This is a genomic window from Peribacillus frigoritolerans (assembly GCF_030676415.1).
GTDB lineage: Bacteria > Bacillota > Bacilli > Bacillales > DSM-1321 > Peribacillus > Peribacillus frigoritolerans_A.
In genome coordinates, this window is the sequence record NZ_JAUUTW010000006.1 from 1 (window position 1) to 13,327 (window position 13,327).

At 40.3% G+C, this 13,327-nt stretch carries 11 protein-coding genes; 6 read left to right on the top strand and 5 right to left on the bottom strand.

Going from position 1 to position 13,327, the window contains the following annotated elements; translation table 11 throughout:
• Window positions 1–214 precede the first annotated feature (214 nt).
• On the bottom strand, window positions 215–1,651 hold the full coding sequence (gene aspA, locus Q8G36_RS07675; RefSeq protein WP_305159484.1) for an aspartate ammonia-lyase: 1,437 nt from the start codon (window positions 1,649–1,651) through the stop codon (window positions 215–217).
• A gap of 267 nt (window positions 1,652–1,918) precedes the next feature.
• On the opposite strand from aspA, the gene Q8G36_RS07680 reads away from it, so the two are divergent.
• Window positions 1,919–3,190, top strand: coding sequence for a sensor histidine kinase (locus Q8G36_RS07680; RefSeq protein ID WP_305159485.1), 1,272 nt, complete (start codon window positions 1,919–1,921; stop codon window positions 3,188–3,190).
• Entirely contained in the window at window positions 3,187–4,107 is a 921-nt protein-coding gene (locus Q8G36_RS07685) for a response regulator (RefSeq protein ID WP_305159486.1), read from the top strand. Before Q8G36_RS07680 ends, Q8G36_RS07685 begins: the two co-directional genes overlap by 4 nt.
• A gap of 85 nt (window positions 4,108–4,192) precedes the next feature.
• Here the strand turns inward: Q8G36_RS07685 and Q8G36_RS07690 are convergent, their stop codons facing one another.
• Entirely contained in the window at window positions 4,193–4,408 is a 216-nt protein-coding gene (locus Q8G36_RS07690) for a DUF3951 domain-containing protein (protein WP_305159487.1), read from the bottom strand.
• A gap of 868 nt (window positions 4,409–5,276) precedes the next feature.
• Between Q8G36_RS07690 and helD the strand changes: the two genes are divergently transcribed.
• The 3 genes from helD to sspL all read left to right on the top strand — a co-directional run bounded on the left by helD (window position 5,277) and on the right by sspL (window position 8,356).
• Window positions 5,277–7,616, top strand: coding sequence for an RNA polymerase recycling motor HelD (gene helD, locus Q8G36_RS07695; protein WP_305159488.1), 2,340 nt, complete (start codon window positions 5,277–5,279; stop codon window positions 7,614–7,616).
• 123 nt (window positions 7,617–7,739) lie between these two features.
• Window positions 7,740–7,976 (top strand): hypothetical protein, encoded by a 237-nt coding sequence (locus Q8G36_RS07700; RefSeq protein WP_305159489.1) that lies wholly within the window; start codon window positions 7,740–7,742, stop codon window positions 7,974–7,976.
• A gap of 248 nt (window positions 7,977–8,224) precedes the next feature.
• A complete protein-coding gene (gene sspL, locus Q8G36_RS07705; protein ID WP_061464729.1) occupies window positions 8,225–8,356 on the top strand; it encodes a small, acid-soluble spore protein L in 132 nt (43 codons plus the stop codon).
• Between the two features lie 101 nt (window positions 8,357–8,457).
• Here sspL and Q8G36_RS07710 read toward each other — a convergent pair whose 3' ends face one another.
• The 3 genes from Q8G36_RS07710 to Q8G36_RS07720 are packed head-to-tail and all read right to left on the bottom strand — an operon-like array spanning window position 8,458 to window position 9,742.
• Window positions 8,458–8,904, bottom strand: coding sequence for an EVE domain-containing protein (locus Q8G36_RS07710; RefSeq protein WP_305159490.1), 447 nt, complete (start codon window positions 8,902–8,904; stop codon window positions 8,458–8,460).
• Between the two features lie 5 nt (window positions 8,905–8,909).
• Window positions 8,910–9,302 carry a rhodanese-like domain-containing protein gene (locus Q8G36_RS07715; RefSeq protein ID WP_305159491.1) on the bottom strand — a complete coding sequence of 131 codons (393 nt, stop codon included), beginning with the start codon at window positions 9,300–9,302 and terminating at the stop codon, window positions 8,910–8,912.
• Window positions 9,303–9,322: 20 nt separating this feature from the next.
• Complete coding sequence (locus Q8G36_RS07720) at window positions 9,323–9,742, bottom strand: MarR family winged helix-turn-helix transcriptional regulator (RefSeq protein WP_305159492.1); 420 nt, start codon at window positions 9,740–9,742, stop codon at window positions 9,323–9,325.
• Between the two features lie 258 nt (window positions 9,743–10,000).
• On the opposite strand from Q8G36_RS07720, the gene Q8G36_RS07725 reads away from it, so the two are divergent.
• Window positions 10,001–13,171, top strand: a complete 3,171-nt coding sequence (locus tag Q8G36_RS07725; RefSeq protein WP_305159493.1) for an ATP-binding cassette domain-containing protein — start codon at window positions 10,001–10,003, stop codon at window positions 13,169–13,171.
• Window positions 13,172–13,327: the final 156 nt, after the last annotated feature.

Genomic DNA, 13,327 nt, shown 5'->3' on the forward strand with positions numbered 1-13,327 from the left:
CCAAAAATGGCCTAACATAGTGGGCTCGTAGAGCCCCAATCTCTTAACTTTAGGCGAAAATTCAAAGGGAATTTCAAAAGGGGTTCAGAATTTTTTAATTCCGAACCCCTTTTGTCTACAAACTGAGCCCTCTCTATAAAGGAGGGCTTTTATATCAATTCCCCAGACTTTTGTTATTTATCAAACACATCTGCCATTCCATCAAAATTGGAAATTACGATCTATCAAACAGTTCAGCCCCAGAAATTCCTGGGTTTGTCATCTCGTAAGGATTTAAAATAAGATCAAGCTCTTCCTCTGTTAACACATCATACTGCAGGCATAGTTCACGCACTGATTTTCCTTTTAAAATGGCTTCCCGTGCGATACGCGCTGCCACTTCGTATCCAATATGCGGATTAACAGCGGTGATAATCCCTACGCTTTTTTCCACATTCTTTTTTAGACGGTCTTCGTTTGCTTCAATATCTACCAGACAGTAGTCTGTAAAGGCACGGAATGCATTGTTCATAATGCTGATGGATTGAAGCAAATTGAACACAAGCACAGGTTCCATCACGTTCAGTTCAAGCTGACCCGCTTCAGATGCCAGGCAAATGGTATGGTCATTGCCAATAACCTGGAACGCTACTTGATTGATCATTTCAGGCATGACCGGGTTGACTTTTCCCGGCATGATGGATGAACCTGGCTGACGGGCCGGCAAGTTAATTTCCGCAAGGCCCGCACGGGGACCTGAGGCCATTAACCGTAGGTCGTTCGCGATTTTGGACATATTCATCATACATATTTTCAATGCAGCAGAGACTTCTGTATAAGCATCTGTATTTTGTGTCGCATCAACAAGATGCTCCGCCCCAACAAGCGGAAGCCCGCTAATGTCCGCCAAATGTTCAACCACACTTTCGATGTAGCGAGGGTCTGCATTTAATCCTGTTCCCACAGCTGTTGCACCCATATTTACTTCATATAAATGCTGGCGTGATTGTTGAATGCGTTTAATATCACGGTCTATTACACGGCTATATGCTTCAAACTCTTGACCAAGGCGGATGGGTACTGCATCTTGAAGGTGTGTCCGTCCCATTTTAATCACATGGTCAAATTGTTGGGCCTTTTTCCTGAAGATAGTAAGCATATATTCCATCGTATTTAACAATTTTTCGAGTGAAATAAGAGTGGCGATATGAATCGAACTCGGGAACACATCGTTTGTTGATTGTGACATGTTCACATGGCTATTTGGACTTAATTGAACATAGTCCCCTTTCTCTTTTCCAAGCAATTCGAGTGCACGGTTAGCAATGACTTCGTTTGCGTTCATATTCATGGATGTACCTGCACCGCCCTGGATGGGATCCACGATAAAATGATCATGCCACTTGCCTTCGATTACTTCGTCTGCTGCCTGAACGATCATTTTACCAAGCCCATCGTACAAACGTTTAGTCTCCATATTTGCTAAAGCCGCTGCTTTTTTCACGATAGCCAACGCTTTAATTAAATCTTCATGAATGCGATAGCCTGTAATCGGAAAGTTTTCGACCGCACGCAATGTTTGGATACCATAGTATGCATGCATGGGTACTTGTTTTGATCCTAAGAAATCTTTCTCAATACGTTCGTCATGATTTATATGGATTGTTGACATCGTGTTTCCTCCTCTATAGGTTATGCCACTTCTGATTGTTTAATTGAATCTTAGCCAACCTTTTTCATCCTCTTATGATAGTCGTTTCATTGTTAACGCTTTCAATTTTTAGATTATTTCAAGTCTATGATCATCCTACTGGAACCTACTGAAACCTACTGATATTTACAAGGGCCAGAAAAAATAATAATTTCAGTCAAAACCCTTCTCTCTTTTTTACCATTTCATGTGTTATGTTTTTAATATAGTGACTGGGGAGGGACCGTATTGAAAAAGAGTATAAGGATATTACTATTGATTATGATTGCGGTGCCTCTTGTGAGTGAATTCAAGTTTTATCCATTCGACGATACATTCAGAGTCAGTTTGGGAACCCCCGTCTTTTTCTTGTTTTTACTATGGGGGAGGGGGATCCACCCGGTTATTGCAGGCATATTAACGGGAATGAGTGTGTTTGTGTTTCGTTTTTCACTGGCTGTCGGCATACGGGACATATCTGTTGAGGAAGCGATGTATCTTCATGTTCCCGCCTTTTTCTATTACTTCATCTACTCGATCGCATTCCATAAAGCGAAATTGAACGAACGGCACGATCAGCCGTTTATGATCGGGCTTTTAGGGGTATTGATCGAGCTTTTTGCAAGTGTATCGGAAATGGCGATCCGTTCCTTCTTGGCGAATCAGGACACACCCTTGCTAGCCATTGACCAACTCGTTTTAATCGCCTTTATTCGAAGCTTTTTCGTTCTCGGCTTTTTTAATATATTAAAGCTGAGAGAAGCAAAATTCGCAGAAGCGGAGCAGCGCATGCAAAAGGAACAAATGCTGCTTTTCATTTCAAGTTTGTATGAAGAATCGGTTCAGCTGAAGAAAACGATGCAAAATGCGGAAGAAATCACACGCACTTGTTATGACTTTTACCGTCGGTTAAAATCAGAGGGGACTAATGGTAGCGATGCACAAACAGCGTTGCAGATTGCCGGTCTCGTGCATGAGATCAAAAAAGATAACCAGCGGATTTATGCGGGGCTGTCGGAACTCATGTCTTCCGAAAACCTGCTGGAATATATGAATATCGAAGAGCTTGGTAACATCATGATCGTGTCCAATAGACGATATGCGGAGTCCCTTCGCAAAGATATTTCATTTTCCTTGCAAATAGATGGTGACCATCCGCCCTACCATGTATATATGGTATTATCATTAATAAATAATTTATTGGCCAATGCAGTGGAAGCCATTAAAGAAGAGGGATACGTATCACTGCATGTGAAAAGGAAAGATCAATTCGTGGAGTTTTGCATCAGTGACAATGGCCCCGGCATTGCACCGAAGCAGAAGGAAGTCATTTTTACAGCAGGATATACAAAGAAATTCGATGCGGCGGGAAACCCTTCGACGGGAATTGGTTTATCGTATGTGAAACAAACTGTTGAAAAATTTGGAGGACATATCAGGCTAATGGATAACTATAAAGAAACCGTATTCATCGTAGAACTTCCGATTGATGCGATTATGGAGAAAGGATTAACGAGATGAATTATTTCATTATAGATGACGATCCTGCCATTCGAGGAATGCTGACAGAGATGATTGAAGACGAAGATTTAGGCAAAGTGGTGGGAGAAGCAGAAGACGGGTCGTTAGTGAATAATGGCTTGCTGTTTTTAAAGAAAGCAGACGTTGTCCTAATTGATTTGCTCATGCCAATAAGGGACGGAATTGAAACGATCAGGGCTCTTGCTGATGGATTTCAAGGAAAGTTTGTGATGATTTCGCAAGTGGAATCGAAAGAACTGATTGGAGAGGCATATAGATTAGGGGCGGAATACTACATTACAAAACCGCTGAACCAAGTTGAAATTTCATGCATATTAAACAAAGTGAACGAGCGAATACTGGTGGATCAATCGATCCAGGGCATTCAAAAATCGTTGAACGTGTTTACGGACCGCCCGAATTCTGTAAAAGTGTCCTCCTTTCATACAAAAAATATTATGGAAGCCGGACGTTCCTTGATTTCCGATTTAGGTATGATTGGCGAAGGGGGCAGCGAGGATTTATTAAACATTTTAGGTTTCCTCCAAAATGAAAAGCAAAGACTCGGTTCCGCCTACACGTTTCCATATTTAAAGGAAATTTTTGCTGGGATTGCTGCTGAAAAGCTGGGAGATCAAGCGAAAGAGGCCGAAATCCAGAAAGAAATGAAAGCTTCCGAGCAGCGTGTCCGCCGCGCTCTTAACCAGGCCCTCATCCATATCGCTTCATTAGGCTTGACGGATTATATGAATCCAAAATTCGAAACCTATTCATCCACATTTTTTGATTTCTCGGAAGTCCGCAAAAAAATGCTGGAGCTAGAAGACAAGAGCAAAACAGTAAGCAGCCAGAGCCGTAATAACATGAAAAAGTTTATCCAAGTGCTGTTTATGGAAGCAAGGCAGATGATGAAATAATAAACCGGAAACACAAGTGGAATAGATTGAAGATTCACAAAAACATTTTCTTATTTTCAATGAAGAAACATAAAGACAAATCCGTTTATATGGATTTGTCTTTATCGCTTTTTTCTTCGTACTCGATAGGGTGTTTTGTATCATGTGCAGGGAAGTCTCTTTTAACATCATCTTTTTTCCCCATAACCATGTCATCGTAGGGTGTATACATGTTAGAAGGCGTTTTCCTTTTGAAAATCATTCTGTAGCAAATCAGGCCTGTAATGCTAACTACAATCAAAATAAATAGAAACGAAACCATACAAACCCTCCCAATAAAATCACCATATAAATTGAACTTATCCATCCAGTAAATAAGATAAGTGCGCAATTACCATATTATAACATATGGATGAGCTCAAATATTCCCCACCTACTTTTTTTACAACTTCAAAAAGGGAGGTTGCTGCGGCAACCTTTTTCATGTGGAAACTAAAGGGGAAGATTAGTAAAAGACAGATAAGGAGGCAGTAGAATTATTGATTACAGAAGAAAGGCACTCGTTTTGAACAGCACGGACATAACTTGGAGGTGAAGGAAATGAGTAAAAAGACAGAGGCCGAATCGCACCAGTGTTAACCCGCAGGGACATGGAAAAGATGTGGAATTCCCCACTGAGCCAAAAAGCGAGCTTAAAAAACAAGGCAAAAAAGTCCAATGCAAAATAAGCGTATTGAACAAAAATATGGTCATGCTTCGTAAAGAATGCCCTTCTTTTAATATTATAAATCTTATAAGGAAGTTCTAATCACCATCTGGATTGCAGGTGTAGGACAATATGAATCACATGTCTTCGTTACTGCGAATCAACCGTTGATGTGAGTGTTGCAGCTATGATGAAAACAGGACTGGTGAAGCATTTAGGCTATCAAATATGTAGACAAAAAAAATAACCAGCCAAGCTATATGCTGGTGTGGTTACTGACTTTACATGTTAAATGAGAGTTTAAAAGGATGATTTATTATGGCAACTGTTATGTAATATACATTGATATAATTCAGGAATTGTGATAAGTTAGTATAGAAACACATTTATCCATATATAAAAACAGTTTACCCCTTACTATAAGTATAAGGTAAAACTCACCTCTAGTCAACCCCTATTTTCATTTTTTGAAGGAGTGTCTGATATGAACGATGAAATTCGGCAGGAGCAAGAACGTTTGGATGAGGTGATAGAAACAATTACGAAACAAATCAGCAAAATAGAAGGAGAAAATTCCCAGCGCAGAAAAGAAGTTGTTAATATCCGTAAACACTTTTGGGATGACCTCAAGGTTAATATGGATACTTTCGATGATTACCTCGAGACGATCATTGGCTTAAGGCAGCAGGCTCAAGCCTTGTCACAGAGCGAAGGCGCACATAGATATACCTTCAAGCGGTTGTCGACACTGCGCCGCATGCAGGAGGCACCTTATTTCGGCCGGATTGATATCACTGAAGAAGGGTCATCCTTTACGGAACATATTTATATTGGGACTTCCACTCTTACTGATACAACCGGAGAAAGCTTCATTGTCTACGATTGGAGGGCTCCGATTTCGAGCGTTTATTATGACTTTCCTCCAGGCCCCATAGAATACTCTACGCCCGGAGGCGTAATTCGGGGGATGCTGGAGAAAAAGTGGCAATATATCATCAAGGGAGGCGTTATCGAATCAATGTTCGATACGAGTCTCACCATTGGAGATGAGATACTGCAGCAGGTGCTTGGTAAAGGGACGGATAAGCATATGCACAGTATTGTGTCCACGATTCAACGGGAGCAAAATAGGATCATCCGGAACGATCGCGGACGTCTGCTCATTGTTCAAGGTGCCGCTGGCAGCGGCAAGACATCAGCTGCCCTCCAACGGATCGCTTACTTGCTCTACAAGAATCGGGAGAGGCTAAAAGCCGATCAAATCATTCTATTCTCTCCTAACTCCATGTTTAATAACTACGTATCCAATGTATTACCCGAACTTGGCGAAGAGAATATGCAGCAGGTAACATTCCAGGAATACCTGGACCATCGTCTGACTGACTCGTTTCAAGTTGAGGATCCTTATGGGCAATTAGAATTTTTGTTGACTGCAGCGGATGATCCTTCCTATGGCACCAGGACAGCAAGTATCCAATTTAAGGCATCCATTCGCTTCTTTGAGATAATCAAAACATACAGACAATCACTGGAATTATCTGGAATTCTCTTTAGAGGGTTAAAGTTTCGAGGGGAAACGCTCGTCTCCGCCAAACAAATCTCAGAAAGATTTTATAACACAGACACCACGTTAAGATTTCACAATAGGATTGAAAAGTTGAAAGAGTGGTTATGTGACGTACTTGATAAAACGGAAAAGGTTGAGTTGAAAAAACCTTGGGTCCAGGAGGAAATCGAGTATCTTAGCAAAGAAGACTATCAGAAGGTATACTCCCACTTAGAGAAAAAACGCGGCCTTGCTGAAGATTCCTTTGACGATTATGAGGAAGAGAATAAAATGCTCGCGCGTATGATTGTTCGTAAGAAATTGAAGACGTTGCGCAAACGGATAAAAGCACTTCATTTTATCAATATTAAGGGAATATACAAGCAACTTTTTGACGAACAAATACGGATCGACCTGTGGAATGAGGGTAATACACCTGCCGAAAGGGAAATATGTTTATCCACGCAAAAAATGCTGGACGAAGGTAAACTGTATTACGAAGACGCGACTCCATTTTTGCTGTTGAAGGAGCTAATTCTAGGATTTCAGACGAATACGTCTATAAAATACGTGCTTGTAGACGAAGCACAAGATTATTCTCCATTTCAATTCGAGTTTTTGAAACGGTTGTTTCCTTCAGCAAGGATGACCGTGCTCGGTGACTTTAACCAGGCAATATTCGCTCATGCCAGCGAACGAGTGGATTTCCAGACTCTTACCAGTTTATACGGAATAGGTGAGACCGAGAGTATAAACTTGGCTCAAAGCTACAGATCCACAAAGCAGATTATAGAATTTACACGTGAACTGGTTCCTGATGGCCATCGAATTAAGGCATTCGACCGTGAAGGCGAGAAGCCTGTACTGACTCAAGTGTCCAGCCGTGATGAATTGCATCACAAAATCGTGTCTAAAGTCAAAGACTTTCAAAGCCGTCAGTATAATACAATCGCAATAATATGTAAATCTGCTGCGGAAAGTGCCGCTGCATACGATGCCCTTAGTGTCCACGGTGAATTTAAACTTGTACAGAAAGGCACAAATGAATATGAACAGGGTGTTGTTGTTATACCGGCTTATTTGGCTAAAGGCATCGAATTTGATGCTGTCATCATTTATGATGCATCTGCGCAAACATACGGTGATGAGAGCCTGCGCAGATTGTTCTACACCGCATGTACCCGGGCTATGCATAACTTGCAGATTTATACGGTTGGCGAACCCAGTCCTTTCTTGCTCATCGGTACAACGGAGAGTTTACTTTTGACCTTGGAATAACAAAAGGGAACTTATCAGGTTTTTGGGAATGGAGTAATTATTAGTGCTTCCTTTTTTCTCCTTTAATTTTATTGATCTTTTATCGAATACTATAAAGGAATCTTTAGAAAAGGAGGAGATGAATTGACTAACGAGAAAGAAAACAGATCCGTAAAAATCGATCAGGTGGAAACGGGAGTAAGCCAGGCGACCGGTGAATCAACAACTCAATCAGTTAATGATGGTCATTATCATTATCCAGGGCCCATGGAAGAAGGGTATAGTGGAAATACAGGAAGAGCAGTACAGCCTGCCGGGAAAAAAGATCCTGATGTTCCTCAGAACAAAGACACATTTAATTACACCCGTAATTTAAAGTAGATCCGTCCAACAATGTATGGTGTTTAAGGACATTACATTATAGGATTATTGGTTCATGATCATACAATTTCCATATTCGAAATATCGAAAACAGCTTTTTTGAAACCTGTGTAGACTATAGTTTTATGCAGGTTTTTTATTGGGGTACTCTTTATAATTTTCTGATTGCAGGCAGACGTTCACAGAAGGAAACGACCTCGTTTTTAATTTATAACAGTTCGGACATAATATACTTGGAGGTGAAGGAAATGAGTAAAAAGACAGGAAGAGGTCGCATCGCACCAAGTGTTAACCCGCAGGGACATGGCAAAGATGTCGAATTCTCCACAGAGCCAAAAAGCGAGCTTGAAAACAAGGCAAAAAAGTCCAATACAAAATAAGCGTATTGGGCAAAAGGATAGGGTCATACTTCGCAAAGAATGCCCTTCTCTTATCGAGAGGGGCTTTAAAAACGGGGGATTCCAGATTAGGAAAGTCCGCGCTAGTTTAGATTAGAACTTTTAACTTCCACCATTTTTTCTGCAATTAGTTTAAAGTCCTTTTCACTTATTTCAAAATGACCAAATCGAAAAGGATAACCCCAAAGCTTCTCATTTTTAATGAAAGTGAGATGTGGGATGAATGGATGAATGGATGTTTCTGTACAACTAATGAAATCTATATTTCTTCGGAAAGGCATGAAATCATTTCCCATATCAAACTGATAAACATCATCATCGATAACCTTGCCTAAAGCTGTAAATTTTTGATGCGGAGTACCTTCCTTAAAACTTACCTTTGAAGAATAATAAATGATCCAATCTCCAGAATTCATCTTTTTTAAAGGGGCCTCTTTACCATGACAAAGTTGAGCGAATCCACCATCGATGCCCTTCATTACATGGTCGCGAGACGCAACTCCAATCCAATACCTTTTATCTTTTTGCATTTGAGTCAACACCCGCAATTATCGGATATGTTATCATCTTGGGTGGATTTTGAAACAGGAAAGTTCATTTCCTGCCACGCCGCAATACCCCCGGTCAACTCTTTAACGTTATACCCTTGTTCCAATAAAACCTTTGCCACTTTGGCAGCAGTATTGCACCAGACATCCCAGCAATAAACAATAATTTCCTTTTCTTTTGGTATTTCATTTAAACGATTCTGTAATTCTTGTTCAGGTATAACATAAGCATCTTTAATGGTTAAACTTCTTAAATGAATCGGACCGTTTCTAACATCGATTAAGAAGTATTTCTCGGGTTCCATTTGCTTGGACCTCAAATAATCCATAGGGCTTATTGTTCCTTGAAGACGTGCATTAAAATAATCAAGTGCGTTCATATTTGATAACCTCCTGTATTCTATAGGGAACTCCAAATTTTAACGAGAAAGTCTTTAAGCAATAGTCTTTCCTGCTGATTTAAAGGGGCTAAAACTTCTGATTCGACATTAGTTAAAAATTCCCAACGCGAATCCAATACATCATTGCCTTTTTCAGTAATCAGAAGGCTATAGGACCTTCTGTCATCAGGATTTCTTGTCCTCTCAACAAATCCCAAAGTTTCCAAATGATCAATATGACTCACCATTGTCGTCCGATCGATTTGCAGGTTTTCAGAAATATCTTTTTGTGATGAGTAAGGGTTTTCCTGAATGAATAAAAGCACTCCATATTGTCTGGAGTTAATATCAAATGGAATAAGTCCTTCAGCAAACTTACTTTCCATTTGCTGCAGAGCCTTTCCAAGTAAAAAACCATAAGATTGATTCCATTTATTCAATTAGTTATTCACCTCCACTGATAATCAGTTAATAATATAATCAGTTTAACTGATTATTTAATGAAAAACAAGTGATTATAACGGTGAACCGTACATACATAATGTCATTCCTCGATTTTTGTCGATGAATCATACGTTTTTGGAGCAGTGGAATGTGAAAGAATAGAAGGGTTGAGCTACCGTTAAAAAAATAGCAAATACATTTGTCGCTGTGCTAATATGAAAGACTGAGCTTAATAAAATGGAGAGGAGTTACATATGAAAATAAATCGATTAATGGCGAACAATATCAACCATTTAGATGCAGCACTGCCAGACGACCAATCATTAGGAATTGCTGGGTTATCCGGTTCCGGGAAGACGACGTTTTGTCAAACCATTGGGGAAGAATCCAAGAAGCGTCTCGTTTCCTTATTGCCGAAGTCTGAATATCAGTATTTATTTCCTAATATTATGGAAACCAACTTCAGCGCCATCAAGATGGAGGAAATGCCCCTGGTCCTTTTTCTCGGCAAATCATCCATTTCAGCCAATCCCCGTTCAACCATTGGCACACATACTGGTGTGTTTAAAGAGATTCGTGTGTGTCTTGCAGAAAAATTCAATCTTTCTCCGGAAGTTTTTTCCTTTAATAATGCCTTAGGCTGGTGCCCCACTTGTAAAGGACGCGGTACGACGAAAAATGTCGAATGTCCAAAGTGTGAGGGGAAGCGCTACAATCAAGAAGTTGAACAATATACGATTGAATTATTAGATCGCCCGCATACTATTTCCGATATCAACAACTTAAGCATCGAAACGATCCTATCACTCGCAGAAACCTTACATATTAGTGAAGCTAAACAGCATATTCTCCAAAATATAATCAATATGAATATTGGTTATTTAAGTTTGAATCGTATTATGGGGACAGTGTCAGGGGGAGAATTAACCCGGCTTTACTTGGCCGAATTCATGGCAACAAGTGAAAATACCGTAATCATCATCGATGAAATTTCCGTCGGTCTTGATCATCAAACCCTTTTGAAAATTTTGGAACAGATTAAGCAATTAGGATATAAGAATCAAATTTGGCTCATTGATCACTCAGACACGGTGTTGGATAGCACAAATGAACCATTGTTCTTTGGACCTGGCAGCGGGAAATATGGCGGGAAAATTGTTGAGGAATCACCGCGTCCCGAACCAATCAGCTGGGAACGAAATGAAGCAGCGCCAACGGAATACTATCAATTTCAGGATCTTTACTGCCGAAATATTCAAATGGAGGAAATCCGGATTCCCAAGAATAGGCTCGTTACCTTTACGGGTGAGTCAGGCTGCGGTAAATCAACACTTGTCAATGAATGTATCGCCAAAGATTTTCAAAAGCGGTATCCAAAGGATAAACTGGTCATGGTTGGGCAGGACCGAAACAAATCGATTACCAGTCGGTCAACGGTTGCGACGTTTCTTGATATTAAAAAGAAACTCACCAAATACAGTGATGAAATTGATGATATTTTTCTGCGTTCGATTGAAGATATCATCGAAGAATTGCCAAAGGAAGACATCGCTCATAAACGCTTGTGCTTATTGATCAAACTTGGACTTGGTTATTTGACGTTAGAAAGAAAAACCCAAACACTATCAACTGGTGAATTTCAATGTGTCCACTTAGTTTCCGAGCTGTTCGCGAAGACAAGAAACCCGCACACGCTGTTCATTTTTGACGAGCCTTCAAAAGGGTTATCGCAAAATATTTTAAACCAATTCATCGATAGTGTCAGGGTCATCCTGGAGGATGAATCCGTCTCCATCATCATGATTGAACATAATGGTTATATGCTGGATAGCTCGGATTATATCGTTGATTTTGGTAAAAGACAGCTAACACCTGTCCAGCATCTTGAGGTTGTCAGCCATGATGATCATTATCGTCACAAAGACAGTGGAGATCAAGTGGAGCCATTGTATATCTCTTCCACACTTCGGTCAAAAACTGGTATCAATTATTTACAGGAAAATCATCTGGACTATTTCAAAAAGGCAGAGAACGTCTATAAGGGCGGCATTTTAAAAGGCTTATCACCAATCGCTCGCGTGATTTATGGGGAGTACGAGTCAGACACCATCGCGCCTGTCATCGCCATCGATCTTGAACGGCACTTGTACAGTCAATATACGTTTCTTTATGAGTTGGGCGGAATGATCAACCATCTAGTGGCTGCACATCCAACCAATAAAGATACAAGAAGCTTCGATTTCTATTCTGCAGACAATCATTGTCCAAGCTGTTCGGGCCGCAGGGTCATTGAAAAATTTGACTTTGATGTCGTCATTCAAGACAAAAACGTGCCATTTTGGGATGGCTTATTACATCCAGACGTGATGGAAGTATTAAAATATTATCAACATTCAAAACTGCAATTCCTGTTTGAAGAGATCAAGAATGAACTCGGTCACGATATTAGTAAAAGCTATAATGAGATGACAGATGCCGAAAAGCAGACATTCTTATATGGGTATTGGGAAAAGTCCTTTTACGATAAAGCAGGCAAGGCGTCCCGAATTTGGGAAGGATTCAATTTCATCATTGGGCGTTATATCTTCATATCGAAATCGATCATTAAAGAGCAGATGAAAGAATCAAAAGAAATGATCACCTGTCCAGTCTGTCAAGGAACGATCCTGAACCATCATAAAAAACTGACATTTGGTGATACAGACATTCGTGAGCTCATCCAACAGCCAATTGATCAAGTCATCAAAATTGCAGGGAAGCTGCCAGAACTGGAAAAACTAAAAGCGATTGTGGGCGGCGATATCGCACTTACAGATGATGTCTCATTCCTTCCTCGGGAAACGAAAGCGGCGTTGAAAATGCTCGAACTGGAACTGGCAAGCTTCATCGGCTATGAAGTGGTTTTACAAAATACCCTCCCATTCTGGGACAGCATTAAAGGCAATATCGAAGCAATCAGCTGCAAAAACCAGATCACCATCTGTGACTTTGCCAATATTAACGAAACAAGAGAAACCATTATTGATAAATACTTTACCAATGGCAAATACAAAAAACTGACCTATGTCTATGAAGCATTTGGCTACAAAAAAATCGTTACCCAAATCAATAAAATTAAGGCAAGTCATAAATGCCCATTCTGTAATGGGAAGAAAGTCATTTCAGAAGATAACATCCATGACGGTGTGTATAAATTAACGATACCCTGTGTGAGTTGTCATGCCAGTGGCATCGATGATGAAGGTCGTAAAGCAATCATCGAGGACATCGACGTGCAGACCTGGCTGACAGGGAAAGTAAGCGATGCCGTGGCTGAAAGTGAACGTACCGAAGCCGTTGCCGATATCCCCATTTTCGCCCGGATCCGTGAATTGAACAAACGAGATATGATGGCGGTTCATCAATGCCTCGAACAGAAAAAATAAATTTAACAGCTATTGAAAAAAAGTCCGCCGATACTGGCGGACTTCTGTTTGTATACAAATGGGGTTCTATCTAAATTATTAAAACAAGACTAGATTATCCTTCATGTTTTTTTCCTGTAATCCTCATTGGATTGAAGAAATTTGCGACACTCCTGC